16 protein-coding genes and 1 pseudogene are annotated in these 17,786 nt (G+C 71.2%); 6 read left to right on the top strand and 11 right to left on the bottom strand.

From position 1 onward, the window contains the following. Nucleotides 1-175 precede the first annotated feature (175 nt). Complete coding sequence (locus AB0M62_RS16290) at nt 176-1,480, top strand: DUF2254 domain-containing protein (protein ID WP_366074849.1); 1,305 nt, start codon at nt 176-178, stop codon at nt 1,478-1,480. A 28-nt stretch (nt 1,481-1,508) separates the two neighbouring features. Here the strand turns inward: AB0M62_RS16290 and AB0M62_RS16285 are convergent, their stop codons facing one another. The 3 genes from AB0M62_RS16285 to sucC all read right to left on the bottom strand — a co-directional run bounded on the left by AB0M62_RS16285 (nt 1,509) and on the right by sucC (nt 5,258). Continuing rightward, entirely contained in the window at nt 1,509-3,050 is a 1,542-nt protein-coding gene (locus AB0M62_RS16285; protein ID WP_366074848.1) for an aldehyde dehydrogenase family protein, read from the bottom strand. Between the two features lie 120 nt (nt 3,051-3,170). Continuing rightward, entirely contained in the window at nt 3,171-4,073 is a 903-nt protein-coding gene (gene sucD / locus AB0M62_RS16280; protein ID WP_366074847.1) for a succinate--CoA ligase subunit alpha, read from the bottom strand. Nucleotides 4,074-4,082: 9 nt separating this feature from the next. Further along, entirely contained in the window at nt 4,083-5,258 is a 1,176-nt protein-coding gene (gene sucC, locus AB0M62_RS16275) for an ADP-forming succinate--CoA ligase subunit beta (RefSeq protein ID WP_366074846.1), read from the bottom strand. A 144-nt stretch (nt 5,259-5,402) separates the two neighbouring features. Between sucC and AB0M62_RS16270 the strand changes: the two genes are divergently transcribed. The 5 genes and pseudogenes from AB0M62_RS16270 (at nt 5,403) to AB0M62_RS16250 (ending at nt 9,649) form a co-directional block, all read left to right on the top strand. Beyond that, nucleotides 5,403-6,131 carry a thiamine pyrophosphate-binding protein gene (locus tag AB0M62_RS16270; RefSeq protein ID WP_366074845.1) on the top strand — a complete coding sequence of 243 codons (729 nt, stop codon included), beginning with the start codon at nt 5,403-5,405 and terminating at the stop codon, nt 6,129-6,131. Between the two features lie 12 nt (nt 6,132-6,143). Beyond that, complete coding sequence (gene frc / locus AB0M62_RS16265) at nt 6,144-7,373, top strand: formyl-CoA transferase (RefSeq protein WP_366074844.1); 1,230 nt, start codon at nt 6,144-6,146, stop codon at nt 7,371-7,373. A gap of 2 nt (nt 7,374-7,375) precedes the next feature. Then, nucleotides 7,376-7,987 (top strand): annotated as a pseudogene (locus AB0M62_RS16260) (acetate--CoA ligase family protein); the annotation flags it as partial. 19 nt (nt 7,988-8,006) lie between these two features. Continuing rightward, nucleotides 8,007-8,141 (top strand): hypothetical protein, encoded by a 135-nt coding sequence (locus AB0M62_RS16255; protein ID WP_366074958.1) that lies wholly within the window; start codon nt 8,007-8,009, stop codon nt 8,139-8,141. Nucleotides 8,142-8,260: 119 nt separating this feature from the next. Next, a complete protein-coding gene (locus AB0M62_RS16250) occupies nt 8,261-9,649 on the top strand; it encodes an OFA family MFS transporter (protein ID WP_366074843.1) in 1,389 nt (462 codons plus the stop codon). A 15-nt stretch (nt 9,650-9,664) separates the two neighbouring features. Here AB0M62_RS16250 and AB0M62_RS16245 read toward each other — a convergent pair whose 3' ends face one another. Genes AB0M62_RS16245 through AB0M62_RS16210 form a run of 8 tightly spaced genes read right to left on the bottom strand, consistent with a single transcriptional unit; the run spans nt 9,665 to nt 17,725 of the window. After that, nucleotides 9,665-10,693: a sugar phosphate isomerase/epimerase gene (locus AB0M62_RS16245; RefSeq protein WP_366074842.1), complete on the bottom strand. Its 1,029-nt coding sequence runs from the start codon at nt 10,691-10,693 to the stop codon at nt 9,665-9,667. A gap of 17 nt (nt 10,694-10,710) precedes the next feature. Beyond that, nucleotides 10,711-12,090 (bottom strand): nucleotide pyrophosphatase/phosphodiesterase family protein, encoded by a 1,380-nt coding sequence (locus AB0M62_RS16240; RefSeq protein ID WP_366074841.1) that lies wholly within the window; start codon nt 12,088-12,090, stop codon nt 10,711-10,713. Further along, on the bottom strand, nt 12,087-13,268 hold the full coding sequence (eboE, locus tag AB0M62_RS16235) for a metabolite traffic protein EboE (RefSeq protein WP_366074840.1): 1,182 nt from the start codon (nt 13,266-13,268) through the stop codon (nt 12,087-12,089). The genes AB0M62_RS16240 and eboE overlap by 4 nt, the downstream gene beginning before the upstream one ends. A 3-nt stretch (nt 13,269-13,271) precedes the next feature. Continuing rightward, on the bottom strand, nt 13,272-14,135 hold the full coding sequence (locus tag AB0M62_RS16230) for a TatD family hydrolase (protein ID WP_366074839.1): 864 nt from the start codon (nt 14,133-14,135) through the stop codon (nt 13,272-13,274). Then, the gene (locus AB0M62_RS16225; protein WP_366074838.1) at nt 14,135-14,722 is read right to left on the bottom strand and encodes an EboA domain-containing protein; all 588 of its coding nucleotides are present in this window, start codon (nt 14,720-14,722) and stop codon (nt 14,135-14,137) included. The genes AB0M62_RS16230 and AB0M62_RS16225 overlap by 1 nt, the downstream gene beginning before the upstream one ends. Continuing rightward, complete coding sequence (locus AB0M62_RS16220) at nt 14,716-15,570, bottom strand: sugar phosphate isomerase/epimerase family protein (RefSeq protein WP_366074837.1); 855 nt, start codon at nt 15,568-15,570, stop codon at nt 14,716-14,718. Before AB0M62_RS16220 ends, AB0M62_RS16225 begins: the two co-directional genes overlap by 7 nt. Next, nucleotides 15,567-16,583 carry an SCO3242 family prenyltransferase gene (locus tag AB0M62_RS16215; protein WP_366074836.1) on the bottom strand — a complete coding sequence of 339 codons (1,017 nt, stop codon included), beginning with the start codon at nt 16,581-16,583 and terminating at the stop codon, nt 15,567-15,569. Before AB0M62_RS16215 ends, AB0M62_RS16220 begins: the two co-directional genes overlap by 4 nt. Then, nucleotides 16,580-17,725, bottom strand: coding sequence for an inositol-3-phosphate synthase (locus tag AB0M62_RS16210; RefSeq protein ID WP_366074835.1), 1,146 nt, complete (start codon nt 17,723-17,725; stop codon nt 16,580-16,582). The genes AB0M62_RS16215 and AB0M62_RS16210 overlap by 4 nt, the downstream gene beginning before the upstream one ends. Nucleotides 17,726-17,786 lie beyond the last annotated feature (61 nt).

Genomic DNA, 17,786 nt, shown 5'->3' with positions numbered 1-17,786 from the left:
TTTCCCGCGGCGACGTGGACAACAATACCAGGGGTTCGAGGCCGCTCCCACCTGCATATCCGGTGGTCAGTGGGGTGCGGTGGAGGTGTTCCGAGTGCCCCGCCGGCGCCGCCCCGGCCGCGCCTACGTTCCGTTGGTCGGCTGGTACGCATGGTGCAGGACGTACCTTCCGTCCGTGAGTGATCGCACCTATCGCCGGCCCCGGCCCTACTCTCCGCTGCGCGAGCATCTGCGGGACACCTTCTGGTTCGCGCCCACCTTAGGGCTGGTGGTCGCCATGCTCCTGTGGTGGGGAGCCGACGAGCTCGACACGCGGCTGGTGGCGTATCTGCAGGAGCAGGGGGCGTACGAGGAGCTCGGCGATCTGATCGCCATCGCCGAGGACGCCAAGACGATCGTCACCACCGTCAGCTCGGCGATGATGACGTTCATCGGTGTCGTCTTCAGCATCTCGCTCGTGGCCGTGCAGATGGCGAGCGGGAATCTGACGCCCCGGGTGGTGCGGATCTTCGTACGGAGCCGGATCAGCAAGCTGACCTTGACCGTCTTTCTGGCGACGTTCCTGTTCTCGCTGCTGGTGCTGAGCGCGTACGAGAGCGGGACCGACCCGGAGCGCGTCACCGCCGTGCCGCTGGTGCAGAGTCTGCTGACGGTCTTGCTGGTGCTGCTGAGCCTGTTCCTGTTCGTCGCGTACGTGTCGTCGACCCTGCGGCTCATGCAGGTCGGTCCCGTCGTCGCGCTGATTGCCCGGGAGTCCCTCCGGGTGCTGCACCGGCAGCCCGCCGGGGCGCCCGGCGGGGCCACTCTGCCGCCCGAGAACGGGCGGATCACCCACGAGGGACGGGCCGGGGCGCTGCTGGATGTCGATGTGGCGCGCCTGGTACGGGCCGCCCGGCGGCACGGGGTCGTGCTGCGGCTGATTCCGCGGATCGGGGACTTCGTGTTGCCGGGGACGCAGCTCCTGGCCGTGCACGGTGGGGGCCCGGTGCCGCGGCGGGCGCTCAGGTACAAGGTGTCGGTGGGTGTGGAGCGGACGTTTCACCAGGACCTGTCGCTCGGGCTGCGGCAGCTGTCGGACATCGGGCTGCGCGCCCTGTCGTCCGCGGTGAACGATCCGACGACCGCCGTGCAGTGTCTGGACCGCATCGTGGAGTTCCTTGCGGCCGTGGCCCGCCGGCCGCTCGGGGAAGTGCACCACCGGGACCGGAACCGGGACGTCCGGCTGGTGCAGGACGCTCCCGGCTGGACCGATCTGGTGGACGTCGGGCTGGCCGAGATCCGGCTGCACGCGCTGGGGAGTCCGCAGGTGACCCGGCGGCTGCTCGCCGGCATCGATGAGCTGCTGCCGCTCGTCCCGGAGGAGAGGAAAGAGCCGCTCGTCAGGCACCGCGCGCTCCTCGTGCAGGCAGTGGAGCGTACGGTGCCGGACGCGGCCGACCGGGATTTCGCTCTGTTCCCCGACCGCCAGGGGATCGGCTAACGAGTCAGCGGTTCAGGAGGTCCGGGCCTCAGGGCATCAGGTGGTAGTCGGGGAAGTTGCCGGGCAGGCGTTCGCCCGCCGGGCCCTCCGTCACCGCGTGGACCAGGAGGTGACCGCCGACGAACGCGCCACGCCACGACGCGCCGAAGCCGCCGAACAGCTCATCCCGGTCGCCTCGCGAGCGGGGCTTGCCGTGGCCGACCTTGAAGGCGCGGATCTGCGGGGCGAGGCGTTCGTACGCGGCGGGGTCGTCGGTGGAGAGGGTGGCGACCAGCGCTCCGTTCGAGGCGTTCATCGCCGCCAGCAGCTCCGCCTCCGTGTCGACCAGGACGATCGTGTCGACCGGGCCGAAGGGTTCGGCGTGGTGGAGGGGTGTGGAAGACGGCGGGTTCAGCAGGGTGACCGGCGGGAGGTAGGCGCTGGTGTCCTGGCCGGGGAGGAAGTGGCCGTCGGCCAGTGAGCCGCGGTGGAGGGGGACGGCGCCGCGGTCGATCGCCTCGGCGACCTGGTCGTCCAGTTCCTTGGCCTTGGCCGCGTTGATCAGGGGACCGAAGTCCAGGGTGGGCAGCGGGTCCTCGGGGTTCTCGACCGCCAGGGGGTGGCCCGTGCGGATGGAGCGGACGGCCGGCAGGTAGGCGGCCAGGAACTCGTCGAAGGCGCTGCGCTGGACGACGAAGCGCGGGTAGGCGGTGCAGCGCTGCTTGCCGTAGTCGAAGAGCTTGGGGATGACGGCGGTGAGGGCCGGCCAGTCGGTGTAGTTCCAGATGCCCCAGGTGTTGAGGCCCTCCTGCTCCAGGACGTGCCGCTTGCCGAGGTCGGCGACGGCCGTGGCGATACGCGCGCCGGTGTCGCGGCCGCCGACGAAGGAGACGCAGCCGATCTCCGGCGAACGGACCAGGGCCGAGGACAGTTCGCCGCCGCTGCCGCTGACGAGCGTGACGGGGATGCCTTCGCGGGCGGCGAGGGCGGTGGCCAGGGTGAGGCAGGCGACTCCGCCGTCGGTCGGGGCCTTGGCGATGACCGCGTTGCCGGCCAGGGCCTGGACGAGCATGGCGTGGACCAGGACGGACATGGGGTAGTTCCAGCTGGCGATGTTCGAGACCGGGCCGTCGAGCGGGCTGCGGGCTTCGAGCATGGGTGCGATGCCGTCGACGTACCAGCGCACTCCGTCGATGGCACGGTCGACATCGGCCTGGGCGAGCCGCCACGGCTTGCCGATCTCCCAGACGAGCAGGAGGGCGAGCAGTTCACGGTGCTCGGTGAGCGCGTCGAGGGTGGCCGAGACGCGGGCCCGGCGCTCGGGCAGCGGGATGTGCCGCCAGGCGCGGTGCTGGTCGAGGGACGCGCGTACCGCCTGTTGGGCGGTGGCGGCGTCGAGGCGCGGCGGGCCCGCGATCGGGCTGCCGTCGACGGGGCTGGTGGCGGGCAGAGCCCGGCCGTCGGGGTGCCAGGCGGCAGCCCAGTGGTTGAGGACGCGGTCGTCCCGGAATGCCTCGGGGGCGACGGTGAGACAGCGCTGCCAGGCGTCGGCCCAGGCCGTGCCGGGCTTCAGGGTGAGGGTGGGTGCCATTGACTTGGGTCTCCGCTCGTGAGGGTTCGGGCGGTGCATGGCTCGTACGCGTACCTGCACGGGTACGCGTACGGGTACTGGACGGTAATGAGCCGGTTCGGCGGTGGCACGTACTCAGGCTCAAGTATGAGTGACGTCACGCGAGGCCTCGAGGCGGGACAGGACCAGTCGGGCGGTCTCGGAGGGCGTCGACCCGACCTGTACACCGGCCGCTTCGAGGGCGGCCTGTTTGGCCGACGCCGTGCCCGAGGAGCCCGAGACGATCGCGCCCGCGTGGCCCATCGTTCTGCCCTCGGGGGCGGTGAAGCCGGCGATGTAGCCGATGACGGGTTTCGTGATGTGGGCGGCGATGTGGGCCGCGGCGCGTTCCTCCGCGTCGCCGCCGATCTCGCCGATGAGGACGATCAGTTCGGTGTCGGGGTCGTCCTCGAAAGCCGTGAGGCAGTCGATGTGTGTGGTGCCGACGACCGGGTCGCCGCCGATGCCGACCGCCGAGGAGAAGCCGATCTCCCGCAGCTCGTACATGAGCTGGTAAGTGAGGGTGCCGGACTTGGAGACCAGGCCGATCCGGCCGGGCTTGGCGGCGATGTCGGCCGGGATGATGCCGGCGTTGGACTGGCCGGGGCTGATCAGGCCGGGACAGTTGGGGCCGATGACGCGGGTGCCGCGCTCCGCCGCGTACGCCTGGAACGCGACGGCGTCGTGGACGGGGATGCCCTCGGTGATGACGACGGCGAGGCCGATACGGGCGTCGGCCGCCTCGATGACGGCCGCCTTGGCGAACGGCGGTGGGACGAAGACGACGGTGACGTCCGCGCCGGTGGCCTCGACGGCGTCGCGTACGGAGCCGAAGACCGGGACGGCGCGGTCGTCGAAGTCGACGGTCCGGCCCGCCTTGCGCGGGTTGACGCCGCCGACGACGTCGGTGCCGGCGGCGAGCATGCGGCGGGTGTGCTTCATGCCCTCGGCGCCCGTCATGCCCTGGACGAGGACCTTGCTCTCCTTGGTGAGGAAGATGGCCATGGGGTCTCCTTAGGCGGTGATCGCGAGGCTGGCCGCCTGCCGGGCGGCTCCGTCCATGGTGGTGGCCTGCTGTACGAGGGGGTGGGCTCGGCTGTCGAGGACGGCGCGGCCGCGGGCGGCGTTGTTGCCGTCGAGGCGTACGACCAGGGGGCGCGTCAGCTGTACGGACTCCAGGGCCTGGACGATGCCCTCGGCCACCGCGTCGCAGGCGGTGATGCCGCCGAAGACGTTGACGAAGACGGACTTCACGGCCGGATCGGAAAGGATGACGGACAGTCCGTCGGCCATCACCTGGGCCGAGGCCCCTCCCCCGATGTCGAGGAAGTTGGCGGGGCGGGCGCCGCAGCCGGCGACCACGTCGAGGGTGGACATGACCAGGCCCGCGCCGTTGCCGATGATGCCGACCTCGCCGTCGAGCTTGACGTAGTTGAGGCCCTTGGCGGCTGCCGCGGCTTCCAGCGGGTCGGTGCCCGGGTCGGTCTGCGGGTTGCCCTGCCGGTCGTCCTGCGGGCCGGCCGAGTCGGAGTCCGAGCTCCAACGAGCCTGCCGGAAACGGGCGTTGTCGTCGAGGGTGACCTTTCCGTCGAGGGCGAGGATCGCGCCGCCGGCGGTCCGTACGAGTGGATTGACCTCGACCAGCAGGGCGTCCTCGCGGACGAGGACCTGCCACATCCGCTGGAGGACGCCCGCCGCTTCCGGTGGCAGGTGCGCCGCCGCGGCGATCTCGGCGGCCTTCGCCGCGGTGACGCCTTCGGAAGGGTCGATGAGGATGCGGGCCACGGCCTCCGGGCGGGTGGCGGCGACCTCCTCGATGTCCATGCCGCCTTCGGCCGAGGCGATGGCGAGGAAGCGGCCGGCGGCGCGGTCGAGAACGTAGCCGGCGTAGAACTCGCTCTCGATGTCAACTGGTTGGGCGAGCATCACCTTCCGTACGGTATGGCCCTTGATGTCCATGCCGAGGATCTGGCGGGCGGTCAGTTCGGCCGCCGCCGGGTCGGCCGCGAGTTTCACGCCCCCCGCCTTGCCTCGCCCACCGGTTTTCACCTGCGCCTTGACAACGACGCGGCCGCCGAGCCGCTCGGCCGCGTAACGCGCGCCCTTCGGCGAGTCCGTGACCTCCGCCTCCGGCACCGGGATGCCGTATTCCGCGAACAGTTCTCGTGCCTGGTGCTCGTACAGATCCATACCGGCTCCTGACTGAAAAGTGCCGCACGCCCCCTGGACACCACCCACCGGATGCGGGATAACAAGCTTCATACAGTATTCGTCTACTGTATGCAATCTGCCCGAGAGCACGCCGACTCCCCTTACTAGGGACAGGACTTCGTCATGCCCGACGACAGCAGCGACAAGCAGCACGACCTCATCTCCGGTGGGCACTTGGTCGCCAAGGCGCTCAAGGCGGAAGGTGTGGAGGTCACCTACACCCTCTGCGGCGGCCACATCATCGACATCTACGACGGCTGCGTCGACGAAGGCATCGACGTCGTCGACGTACGTCATGAACAGGTCGCCGCCCACGCCGCCGACGGCTACGCCCGCATCACCGGCAAGCCCGGATGCGCCGTCGTCACCGCCGGACCCGGTACGACCGACGCCGTCACCGGGGTCGCCAACGCCTTCCGCGCCGAGTCCCCCATGCTGCTCATCGGCGGCCAGGGCGCACAGCCAGCACAAGATGGGGTCCCTCCAGGACCTCCCGCACGTCGACATGATGACGCCGATCACCAAGTTCGCGGCGACGGTTCCAGACACGGCACGCGCCGCCGACATGGTTTCGATGGCGTTCCGCGAGTGCTACCACGGCGCTCCCGGACCGTCCTTCCTGGAGATTCCGCGCGATGTGCCGGATGCCAAGGTTCCGGTGGAGAAGGCACGGGTGCCCGCGGCCGGGCAGTACCGGCCTCGACCCGCGCGGCCGGCGACCCCGAGGCCGTCGAGAAGCTCGCCGACCTCCTGGTGCACGCCGAGAAGCCGGCCGTCCTGCTCGGCAGCCAGGTGTGGGTCGACCCGGACTCGTACGCCCCCGGAACCATGAACCAGACCATGTACAAGTAGAGGGGCCCCGCCATGACCAAGGCTCTTGAGGGCGTACGCGTCCTCGACATGACGCATGTGCAGTCCGGGCCCTCCGCCACCCAGATCCTCGCCTGGCTGGGCGCGGACGTGGTGAAGCTGGAGGCGCCGGGCGGCGACATCACCCGTAAACAGCTGCGCGACATCCCCGACGTCGACTCGCTCTACTTCACGATGCTCAACTGCAACAAGCGGAGCATCACCCTCAACACCAAGACCGAACGCGGCAAGGAGATCCTCACCGAGCTGATCCGCCGGTCGGACGTACTGGTGGAGAACTTCGGGCCGGGCGCCGTCGACCGGATGGGCTTCACCTGGGACCGCATCCGGGAGATCAACCCGGAGATCGTCTACGCCTCCATCAAGGGCTTCGGCGAGGGGCCATACACCAATTTCAAGGCGTACGAGGTGGTTGCCCAGGCCATGGGTGGCTCTATGTCGACCACCGGCTTCGAGGAGGGGCCGCCGCTGGCCACGGGAGCGCAGATCGGCGACTCCGGCACCGGGATGCACGCGGTGGCCGCCATCCTCGCCGCGCTCTACCAGCGGACGAACACGGGGAGGGGACAGCGCGTCAATGTCGCGATGCAGCATGCCGTCCTCAATCTGTGCCGGGTCAAGGTGCGCGACCAGCAGCGGCTCGGCCGTGGCCCGTTGGCGGAGTACCCGAACGAGGACTTCGGTGACGAGGTGCCACGTTCGGGCAACGCCAGCGGCGGCGGGCAGCCCGGCTGGGCGGTCAAATGCGCGCCCGGCGGGCCGAACGACTACGTGTACGTCATCGTGCAGCCGGTCGGGTGGCGGCCGGTCGCGGGGCTGATCGGCCGACCGGAGCTGGCCGAGGACCCGGAATGGGCGACGCCGGAGGCCCGGCTGAACAAGCTGGGCAAGATGTTCCAGCTGATCGAGGAGTGGTCGGCGACTCTGCCCAAGTGGGAGGTCCTGGAGGCTCTCAACGCCCACAACATCCCGTGCGGGCCGATCCTGTCCACGAAGGAGATCATCGAGGATCCCTCGCTCGCGGCCAACGAGATGATCGTCGAGGTCGAGCACCCCGAGCGCGGCACCTTCACCACCGTCGGCAGCCCGCTGAAGCTGTCCGACTCCCCTGTCGAGATCACCGCCTCCCCGCTGCTCGGCGAGCACAACGCGCAGGTGTACGTCGGCGAACTCGGCCTCGGTGACGAGGAACTGCGCCTGCTCAAGACGAACGGAGTGATCTGAGGATGGCGGACACCGATCGCACAGCCGGCCTCGCGGCCGTACGGGCCCTGCTCGACGCGGTACGGGCCGACGGGCGTGCCGCCCTGACCGCCCCGGAAGGCAGGATCGTCGCCGACGCGTACGGGATAGCCGTTCCGGGCGAGGCCCTGGCCAAGGACGTGGACGAGGCGGTCGCCCACGCGGCCCGCCTCGGCGGTCCCGTCGTACTCAAGATCGTCTCCCCGGACATCCTGCACAAGACCGACGCCGGCGGTGTGGTTGTCGGAGTGGAGGGGGCCGCCGAGGTGCGGGCCGCCTTCTGCCGGATCATCGAGAACGCGCGGGCGTACGACGCCGGGGCCCGGATCGACGGAGTGCAGGTACAGCAACTGCTGCCCCCCGGGCAGGAGGTCATCGTCGGCGCGGTGACCGACCCGACCTTCGGGAAGGTCGTCGCCTTCGGGCTCGGCGGCGTCCTGGTGGAGGTGCTGAAGGACATCACCTTCCGGCTGGCACCCGTCACCGCGGACGAGGGGCTGTCGATGCTCGACTCCATCGGGGCGGCCGAGATCCTGCGCGGCGTACGAGGCGCCCCAGCGGTGGACCGCTGGGCGCTGGCGGAACAGATCCGCCGGCCTGGCCGGCGATGTCGAGGTGGAGGAGGCGTGCGCGTACCTCTTCGAGCGCGGAGTCGTCGCCTACCCGTACACGACGGAGAAGCCGGTCGCGGTGCTCGGCGCGAAGTACCGGTGGGCCCGCGCGGCCGGGTTGCTGGGAGGCGGCCGATGACCTGAGTGACTGCTCGGACCACGGGGCCCGCGGTGAGCCGCTCACCCGCGGGCCCCGGCACGGAGAGAACGGACAGGGGGCGCTGGCCAGGCTTCTTCGACGCAAGGGGTTCGATCGACATGGCAACAACAGACATCTCCGTATCAGTCCCCTACAGAGAGGTGACGGACGCCAACGGCCGGATGTACCGGCTCGGTGAGACCGACGTCGACATCATGGGACGGCCTCGCAAGTGGATGGTCATCCTGCCCTGGGTCGGCATGATGGGGATCAGCTCGGCGGAGTACGCGTTCGCGTCCGCCGAGGAAACGCTGCACACCGCACACGGCTGGGGAAGCCATCACATCTTTTGGATGCTGGGCGTGTGGGTGTTCTTCCAGGCCGCGGTGGCCTTCCCGGCCGGCAAACTGCGCGAGAGCGGCCGGCTGCCGGCCCGCTGGGCGATGATGCTGGGCGCGGTGGGCACGTTGCTCGGCTATCTCTCGCTGGCGTTCGCGCCGCATGTGGTCGTGGCGTATGTCGGGTTCGGCATGTTCAGCGGGATGGGCGCCGGCATGGTCTACGCGACCTGCGTGAACATGGTCGGCAAGTGGTATCCGGAGCGCAAGGGAGGCAAGACCGGGTTCGTCAACGGCGGATTCGCCTACGGGTCCGTCCCGTTCGTCTTCATCTTCACCGGCTACATGGACCTGACGAACTTCCGGGCCGTGCTGGTGGCTGTCGGTGTCTTCCTCGCCCTGGTGGTGGCCGTCGCGGGGTACTTCTTCCGGGACCCGCCGAAGAACTGGTGGCCCGCCGACGTCGACCCGCTGCGCAAGCCGGACGACCCGCGGGCGCGGCGGGCGCTGGAGAAGAACCCGCCGGCGGTGAAGCAGTACACGCCGATCGAGGCCTGGCGCACGGGCCGGGTGGGCCTGATGTGGTTCTGTCTGCTGTGCACGTCGGGGGTGAACATCTTCGGCATCGCGTTCCAGGTCCCGTTCGGTAACGAGGCCGGCTTCGCGGGCGGCATCGTGGCGACGGCCATGTCGCTGAAGGCGATCGTGAACGGCACGGGCCGCGGCGTCATCGGCTGGCTCTCCGACCGGTACGGCCGCAAGCAGTGCCTGATCTTCGTCTGCATCGTGCTCGGGCTCTCCCAGTACGGCATCCTCTTCGCCGGGAACATCAACAACCTGCCGCTGTTCCTGCTGTTCTCCAGCATCTCCGGCTTCGGCGGTGGCGCCATCTTCCCGATGTTCGCGGCGATGACGGCGGACTACTTCGGAGAGAACAACAACGCCTCCAACTACGGCCTTGTCTACAGCTCCAAGCTGGTGTCGGGCCTGCTCGGTTCCGGTATGGGCGCCGTGGTCGTCGGTGCGTGGGGCTACGGCGGCGCCTTTGTGCTCGCCGGATCGATCTCGCTGTTCGCCGGCTTCGTGGCGCTGTTCCTGCACGCGCCTGGACGGCCGCGGGCACGGCGTGTCGAGCCGAACCCGCGGCCGATCAGCCGCGATGCGCTCTAGCCAGGCGATGAGGACCTAGCAGTCCTTCTCACGCAGTGAGTGGAGGTGGGCACTGGACTTGCGGGCGAACGTGAACGCGTCGGCGGGGTTGTCGTGTTCCGCCTGCCAGTGGTGGTCGAGGCGCCCGCCGTGGGTACGGCTCACCGCCGAGATGAACCGCTTGTAGTCGATGTCTCCGTCCCCGACGTCCACCATCCGGTAGCCGTCGCGGACGGATTCGTCGTGTTCGCCGTCCTTGACATGGAAGAGGGGATAGCGGTCCGGCTGCCTGAGTACGTACCGCAGCGGGTCGAAGGGCGCCGACGTGCCGTCCACCCGCTTGCCGAACCGGAACTGGGCGACGTACGCCCAGTAGATGTCCATCTCCAGATAGACCAGGTCGGGGTCGGTCTCGGCGAGCAGCACGTCGTAGAGGCGGACGTCGGGCCGGTCGGTCGCGAAGGAGAACTCCTCGGCGTGGTTGTGCTGGTAGAACTTCATGCCGCGCTTCTTCGCCTCGGCGCCGTACGTGTTGAAGTCCTCGGCGGCCCGCTTCCACCCGTCGACGGTGGCGCCGTAGCGCCAGGGGCCGGACGCCGTGCCGATGTGCTTGAGGCCGAGGGCCTGGGCGTCGTCGAGCACCTTGGTGAGGTTCTGGGCGAACGTGTACGCGTTCGGGTTGCCGTCGTCGTAGTAGCCGACATGGCTGCCGATGCCGCGCAGGCCGTGGTCGCGGGTCAGCTGCCTGAGCTGCGCGAGGGTGATGGGGCCGGCCGAGCCCTGGGAGTACCCGGCGAACTCGACCTCGTCGTAGCCGAAGCGCTCCAGCTCTTCGAAGACCTTGGCGAAGCCGAGGGTCGAGACCTTGGAGCGGAGGCTGTAGAGCTGGATGCCGAGGCGGCCGGGCGGCAGTACGGGACGGCCTCGGCCGCTCGGCGCCGCGGCCGCGCTCGTGGTGCTCGCGCCGAGGAGCGCGGCGGCCGTGGCACCGGCGGCAACGCCGAGCATGCCGCGTCTGCTGAGCTTGTGGGCGAGTTCGGGGTCGTTGGTGATCTTGCGGCTCATGCGGGGGACTCCTTCTGTCAGTGCAGTCCGGCGAGCTGGAGGAGCAGCGATTTCACGTCGGTGGCCGCGAGGCGGCCGGTGACGGCGTGGGGGGTGGAGCACAGGATGAGCGGACCCTCTTCGTCGCGCTCGGGGAGGCGGCCGTGGCTGCCGCGGATGGGCGAGGGGTCCAGGGGCACCACGGCCATGCGGTAGCGCATGCCGAGCTTCTTGCGGGCCAGCGCCTTGGCCGCCCTGACCCGTACATACGGGTCGAGGGGGTCCATGAAGAGCTCGACGGGGTCGTAGCCGGGCTTGCGGTGGATCTCGACGAGCTGGGCGAAGTCGGGGGCGCGGTCATCGTCGAGCCAGTAGTAGTACGTGAACCAGGCGTCCGGCTCGGCGACCGCGACCAGTTCTCCCGAGCGGGGGTGGTCGATGCCGTACTCCTTCTTGCCCTCGTCGTCGAGGAGGCGCTCGATGCCGGAGAGGTCCCGGAGCGCTGCGCGGGTGACGTCGAGGTCTTCCGGCCGGCGCACGTAGACGTGCGCGATCTGGTGGTCGGCGACCGCGAACGCCCGGGAGGCCATGGGGTCGAGGTATTCCATGCCGTCCTGGGTGTGCACTTCCAGGAGTCCGGCCCGGCGCAGTGCCCGGTTGATGTCGACGTGGCGGGAGACACGGGTGATGCCGTACTCGGAGAGGGCGACGACGGTTCGGCCCTCGGCCGCGGCGTCGTCGAGCAGCGGCCCGACGACCGCGTCGAGTTCGGCGGCCGCCCGGATGGAGCGGGGGTCGTCGGGGCCGTACCGCTGGAGGTCGTAGTCGAGATGCGGGAGGTAGCAGAGGGTCAGGTCGGGGTGGCGGGTGGCGATGACGTGGCGGGTGGCGTCCACGATCCAGCGGGAGGAGACGAGGTCGGCTCCGGGGCCCCAGAAGTGGAAGAGGGGAAACGTGCCGAACTTCTCGGTGAGTTCGTCGTGGAGGGCGGGCGGCCGCGTGTAGCAGTCGGGTTCCTTGCGGCCGTCGGCGTAGTAGACGGGCCGTGGGGTGACCGTGATGTCGGTGTCGGCGCCCATCGCGTACCACCAGCAGAGGTTGGCGACGGTGTACCCGGGGTGGGCGCGGCGGGCCGCGTCCCAGACCTTGTCGCCCTCGACGAGGCCGTTGTGCTGGCGCCACAGCAGCACCTCGCCGAGGTCGCGGAAGTACCAGCCGTTGCCGACGATGCCGTGCTCGGCGGGAAGGGTTCCGGTGAGGAACGTGGACTGTGCGGCGCAGGTCACGGCCGGCAGGACGGTGGTCAGGGGCGCCGACGACCCGTTCCGGGCCATGGCTTTGAGACGGGGCATGTGGTCGAGGAGCTGGGGCGTGAGGCCGACGACGTCCAGGACGAGGAGGGGGGTCGGTTGCGTCATGGGAGTTCCTTGAGGCCGAGGCCGGTCAGCAGGTCGCGGGCGAGGGCGAGTTCGGCGGCGATGCCGTCGGCGAGCTGGGTGCGGTTACGGGGTCGCAGCTCGGCCGGGAGGGCCTGCCAGGTGTACGTCTCGACTTCGAGATGGCGGGTGAGCGGGGGGCCGTCGGACGCGGGTCCGCCGACGAGTCGGGCCAGGGTGTCCTGGAGCACGGGAAGGGTGGACGTCAGGGGCGGGGCCGGCGGGGCGTGCAGCGGGACGTGGAAGTGAGCGCGCCAGGGTGCTCCTTCGGGCAGCGCGCCGCCGCCCAGCGCCTCGGGTAGGTCGTCGGTGCCGCGCAGGCCGGCAGCCGTGCGGGTGCGGGTCTGGTGCAGGAAGCGGGGCTCGGCGAAGGCGGCGAGCGCGTCGCGGACCTCGGGGAGATGGGGGTGTTCGGCGTGCAGCGCGGCGGAGAGCTGTGCCTTGGTGACGGTGACACGGGCTGCCGCGAGGGCGTCGAGGGCGGTCGCGGGGTCCTCGAAGGAGGTGGCGAGGTGGCAGGTGTCGACGCAGACGCCGATGCGGTCGCTGCCGATGCGGGTGAGGGGACGTATCGCGTCGGCGGTCGTCTCGACCGTGCAGCCGGGCTCCGGTTCCAGACCGACGTGGACGGACTTCCCGCTCAGTTCCTCCAGGGCGTCGAGGCGCTCGGCGAGCGTGGCCAGGGCGCGGTGGGCCGTGTCGGCCGCCGCCTCGTCGAAGGGTGTCCGCCAGGCGAGCGGCAGGGTGGAGATGGTGCCCTCGGTGACGTCGTCCGGCAGCAGGGTGACCAGCAGCCGGGCCAGATCCGAGGTGTGGGCGAGACGCTCCGGGTCGGTCCAGTCCGGCTTGTAGACCCGGTACTTGACCTCCTCCGCGCCGAATCCCTCGTAGGGGAAGCCGTTGAGCGTGACCACCTCCAGTCCGCGGCGGTCGAGTTCGGCGCGCAGGCCGCGCAGCGCCGCCGGGTCGGTGACCAGGGCGTGGGCCGCGCCCCTGGCCAGCCACAGTCCGATGCCGAGGCGGTCGCGGCCGAGCCGTTTGCGTACCGGCTCGCAGTGGTCGCGCAGCTGCGCGACCACGCCGTCGAGGGTTTCTGCGGGGTGGACGTTGGTGCAGTAGGCGAGGTGGACCGTGGAGCCGTCCGGGTGACGGAAGCGCATGGCTCATGCCTCCCCGGTTCCGCCCCGGAGGATCGAGTTGCCCTCGTGGGTGGCGGCGGGGGCCGGGTCCGCGACGTCCAGCCGGAGCCTGCCGCTGAGGCCGTAGAAGGCGACAGGGTTGCGCCACAGCACCTGGTCGACGTCGTCCTCGGAGAAGCCGCCGGCGAGCATCGCGTCGCCCACCTTGCGGGTCTTCAGCGGGTCGCTCCTGCCCCAGTCGGCGGCGGAGTTGACCAGGACCTTGTGCGTACCGTGGTCCTTCAGGACCGCCACCATGCGGTCCTCGTCCATCTTGGTGTCCGGATAGACGGAGAAGCCGAGCCACGCTCCGCTGTCGGCGGCCTCCTTCACGGTCGTCTCGTTGAGGTGGTCGAGCAGGACCCGGTCCGGCGGGAGGTCGGACTCGCGTACGACGTCGATAGTGCGGCGCAGGCCGGCGAGCTTGTCCCGGTGCGGGGTGTGGACGAGTGCGGGCAGGCCGTGGGCGGCGGCGAGCTGGAGCTGGGTGGCGAGGGCGGCGTCCTCGGCCGGGGTCATGGAGTCGTAGCCGATCTCGCCCACGGCGACGACGTTGTCCTTGACGAGGTAGCGGGGCAGCTCGGTCAGGACGGGGGCGCAGCGCGGGTCGTTCGCCTCCTTGGGGTTGAGGGCGAGCGTGCAGTGGTGAGCGATGCCGTACTGCGCGGCGCGGAAGGGCTCCCAGCCGAGGAGTGCGTCGAAGTAGTCGTAGAAGCTGGCGGGTGAGGTCCGGGGCTGGCCGAGCCAGAAGGCGGGCTCGACGAGGGCCCGGACTCCAGCGGCGTACATCGCCTCGTAGTCGTCGGTGGTGCGGGAGGTCATATGGATGTGGGGGTCGAAGATACGCATCAGGACTCCTCGCGGGTCAGGGCCAGAACGCGGTGCAGATCGGCGGGGACTTCGCGGCCGGCGGCACTGCGTTCGTCCGCGTAGTCGGCGAGCATGCGGGCCAGTTCGGCGTCGCCGCGGGCGCGGGCACCGAGGCCGGCGACGGCTTCCACCGGCACGCCCGTGAACAGGCACTTGAGGATCGCGTGCCGCCAGGCGTGCGGGTCCAGGTGGGCGGAGGCGAACGGGCCGACGGCCGCGGCGACGAGCCGCGTGTCGTTGGTCCGCAGCGCGTCCTCGACCAGCGGCAGTCCGTCGGCCGGAGTGAGCCGCCCCAGGAACGACAGTGCCCGGAGCACCGCGCGCCGCTCGGCCGCCGTGCCCTGCCGGTAGAGCCGGGCGGTGGTGGGCCCGTCCGCGTCGGCCGCGTGCAGCAGGAGAACGCGCGCGTCGTCGGCGGCGTCGTCGCCGCACTGCCGGCCGGCCTCCGCGAAGCGGAACTCCCAGCCGGGCAGCCCCGCGGCGGCCTCGGTCAGCGCCCCGTCCAGCCAGGCGCGGGCCGCTCCGCCGAGCCGCTTCTCCAGTGCGGAGTACGAGCCGGTCAGCATGAGGTACCTCCCGCGTCGAGTGACCGCAGGAACCGCAGGGACCGCTCGGCGAGGTCCGGGCCGGCGTGCGAGTGGCGGGGCAGTTCGACAACCGTCAGCCCCTGGTAGCCGGTGGCGCGCAGCGCCTCCAGTACGGGCGGGAAGTCGATCTCACCGTCCCCGAAGGGCAGGTGCTCGTGCACCCCGCGCCGCATGTCCTCGATCTGCACGTGCCGCAGCCAGGGCGCCGCGTCGATTACGCAGTCTTCGGGCGAGGCGGGCTCCAGGCACTGGCAGTGGCCGATGTCGAGGGTGAGGCCGAGGGGCTCGGGGTCGCCGAGGAGACCGCGCAGGTGGTGGAAGTCGGCGAGTGTGGCGAGGAGATGACCGGGCTCGGGCTCGACGGCGAGCGGTATGCCGCTGTCCGCCGCGGCGTCGAGTACGGGATCGAAGGACTCTTCGAGCCGCTTCCAGGCGGTGTCGGCGTCGGTGCCCTCGGGGACGACGCCGCTGAAGCAGTGCACGGCGTGGGCGCCGAGGTCCGCGGCGACGTGTACCGCCGTCGTCAGCAGACGGACGCGGGCCGCGCGGCGGTCGGGGTCCGGGTCGAGGAGGGAGGGGCCGTGCTTGTGCCGGGGGTCGAGGACGTACCGCGCGCCGGTCTCGACGGTGACGCCGAGACCGAGTCGCTGGAGCCGGTCGGCCACCCTGCGCGTGCGGGTGGCCAATTCGGGGGCGAGGGGGTCCAGGTGCATGTGGTCGAGGGTCAGCCCGACCCCCTCGTAGCCGAGGTCGGCGAGCAGTTCGAGGGCGTCGTCGAGCCGGAGGTCGGTGAGCCCGTTGGTTCCGTATCCGAAGCGCAGACTCATGTGGGGCTCACCTTCCGTGCGAACTTCCGGGCGAGGGGTACGAGTGCCATCAGCGCCGCGCCGGTCCCGACGGCCCCGGTGCGGGCCGCGAGCGCGGCCTGCAGCGGGATCATGGCTCTGATCCCGCCGCCGACGGCGCGCTGGGTGAGGGTCGGAGAGGGGTTGAGCGCGGCGTGCAGCAGTGGCCGGGCGGCGGTGCCGGCGTAGACGGCGCCGAGCCCGGTGGCCGCGAGCCGGGCCGCCCCGCCTGCCCGGCCCCCGTGGCCTCCGTGGCCGAGCGCTGCGTGCCGGCGGCCCACCAGCGCTCCGAGCGTGACCGTCGCGGCGAGTGCCGCCAGTGGTACGGCGGTTGAACCGCCGTGTGCCTCGTGGCGCGATACGGCGGTGACGGCGAGGGTGTGCACCCCGAGGAGCGCGGCGGCCGGCATCGCGTCGCGCGCGGCCCCGGAGGGACGGGCTCCGTCCCGCCGGCCGCCGTTGTTCCCAGGAATGCGGCGTGCCTCCCGGCGCCGCCCGGCGCGGCTGCTTCGCGCAACGGCGCGGGAAGCCGAGCCGCCCGGCGGCGGTGACATCGTTGCCGTCGCTCCCAGGAGCAGGTCCAGGGAGCGGGCGGTGGCCATGGCTGCCGGACCCACTGCCGTGTGCTTCAGGTGCAGGTCGTACGACCAGACCGTGGCTGCGAGAGCCGTGGCCACCGCGAGGGCCGGGCGGCCGGCGCGGGACGACAGGGCCAGGCCCGCCAGGGTCAGGCCGCCCGCCGCCGCCAGGGCCGCACCCGGGCGTATGCGGCCCGACGGGATCGGGCGGTGCGGGCGGTCTACCGCGTCCTCGGCGCGGTCTGCCCAGTCGTTGAGCGCCATGCCCGCCTCGTAGAGGCAGAGGGACGCGCCGATGGCGAACCCGGTGCCCCGGTTGGGGCGCAGGCCCACTGCGGCCGCTCCCGCCAGCGCGTCGCCCGGCACCGTGAACAGCGCGGAGACGCGCAGGAGTTCGGCCCAGGCGCGTGAGCTCACTTCCCCTCCCGCAGCTGGTCCGCGAAGGCCAGCAGAGCGGTGTACTGGTCCGCCAGGGCTGCCGGGCCGCCGTCCGGGTCCTTGAAGTAGAAGCCGAGTTCCGGCCGCGGGCCCGTCAGGCCCTTTTCATGGGCGCGGGCCAGGAGCCGGGCCAGGTCCAGGACCAGGGGGGCCGCCAGAGCCGAGTCGCAGCCCTGCCAGATCGTCTGGAGGACCATCCGGGAGCCGAGGAAACCCTCGAAGGCGATGTGGTCCCAGGCCGTCTTCCAGTCGCCGAGAGCGGGGACCTCGTCGATGTGGACCTCGCCCTCGGGCACCGATCCCAGCGTGTCGGCCAGGACGCGGTTCTTGCCCGCGTTCTTGGCGGCGGCGGCCGCCGGGTCGGCCAGGACCGCCCCGTCCCCGCCGCCCAGCAGGTTCGTACCCGACCACGCGCGTACGGACAGGGAGCGCTGGAGGAACATCGGGGCGAGTACCGACCTCAGGAGCGTCTGGCCGGTCTTGCCGTCGCGGCCCGCGTGGGGAAGCCCGCAGGCCGCGACGGCGTCGCGCAGGGCGGCGGTGTGCAGCCCGGTCGAGGGGGTGAAGTTGACGTAGGGACAAGCCGCCCGCAGGGCGGCCGCCGCGTACAGCGAGCTGGCCGGCAGGCGTGGGTCGGACGGCGACGGGGCCGGTTCCGTGGAGGCCACGTTGACGACGACCGTCCGGGTGAGGCCCCGGCGGCGGGTGAAGTCCGTCAGGTCCGCCGCGAAGGACTCGACGAGTTCGGCGTCCGTACGGGTGTCGCCCGGCAGTGGCCCGCCCGGACGTATCTCCGCGTCGGCCGCGGTGAGTTCGCCGCGCACCGCCGAGGTGAGCCCGTACGGCAGGACTCCCTGCGCCTCCAGGGCCTCCGCCCGCTTGGGCAGCGGGCAGCCGGCCGTGTCGTGCCCGCCGAAGGCGAGCGAGGAGAGCGGGGGCAGTCCCGCTCCCGCGAAGGGGGCTGTCTCGGTGACCATGCCCGTCGCCGGGTGCAGTCCCGCGGTGATCGCGGCGCACCCGGCCATGGCCGTGGTGGCGACGGAGCCGCGTGCTCCGACGAACCAGACTCCTGTGCCTCCCGTACGCGGCTCGGACGGAGTGGGAGCGGATGGGGTGGTCACGGCTGCTGCCTCCCTGCGGATACCGGGCGGGTGGAAGAGACGGCGGGCGGGGTCCGGCGTA

This window comes from Streptomyces sp. NPDC051219, from assembly GCF_040682335.1.
Taxonomy (GTDB): domain Bacteria; phylum Actinomycetota; class Actinomycetes; order Streptomycetales; family Streptomycetaceae; genus Streptomyces.
The sequence above is the reverse complement of the archived record's forward strand: the minus strand, read 5'-3'. Positions and strand labels throughout refer to the sequence as shown.

What these genes read in the sequence shown, in the direction of transcription:
- AB0M62_RS16245 (WP_366074842.1), bottom strand. Translation starts at nt 10,693, where the DNA reads ATGAGCCGCAAGATCACCAACGACCCCGAACTCGCCCACAAGCTCAGC.
- AB0M62_RS16230 (WP_366074839.1), bottom strand. Translation starts at nt 14,135, where the DNA reads ATGCGTATCTTCGACCCCCACATCCATATGACCTCCCGCACCACCGAC.
- sucD (WP_366074847.1), bottom strand. Translation starts at nt 4,073, where the DNA reads ATGGCCATCTTCCTCACCAAGGAGAGCAAGGTCCTCGTCCAGGGCATG.
- frc (WP_366074844.1), top strand. Translation starts at nt 6,144, where the DNA reads ATGACCAAGGCTCTTGAGGGCGTACGCGTCCTCGACATGACGCATGTG.
- AB0M62_RS16285 (WP_366074848.1), bottom strand. Translation starts at nt 3,050, where the DNA reads ATGGCACCCACCCTCACCCTGAAGCCCGGCACGGCCTGGGCCGACGCC.
- AB0M62_RS16250 (WP_366074843.1), top strand. Translation starts at nt 8,261, where the DNA reads ATGGCAACAACAGACATCTCCGTATCAGTCCCCTACAGAGAGGTGACG.
- eboE (WP_366074840.1), bottom strand. Translation starts at nt 13,268, where the DNA reads ATGCGCTTCCGTCACCCGGACGGCTCCACGGTCCACCTCGCCTACTGC.
- sucC (WP_366074846.1), bottom strand. Translation starts at nt 5,258, where the DNA reads ATGGATCTGTACGAGCACCAGGCACGAGAACTGTTCGCGGAATACGGC.
- AB0M62_RS16270 (WP_366074845.1), top strand. Translation starts at nt 5,403, where the DNA reads ATGCCCGACGACAGCAGCGACAAGCAGCACGACCTCATCTCCGGTGGG.
- AB0M62_RS16220 (WP_366074837.1), bottom strand. Translation starts at nt 15,570, where the DNA reads ATGAGTCTGCGCTTCGGATACGGAACCAACGGGCTCACCGACCTCCGG.
- AB0M62_RS16240 (WP_366074841.1), bottom strand. Translation starts at nt 12,090, where the DNA reads ATGACGCAACCGACCCCCCTCCTCGTCCTGGACGTCGTCGGCCTCACG.
- AB0M62_RS16225 (WP_366074838.1), bottom strand. Translation starts at nt 14,722, where the DNA reads ATGCTGACCGGCTCGTACTCCGCACTGGAGAAGCGGCTCGGCGGAGCG.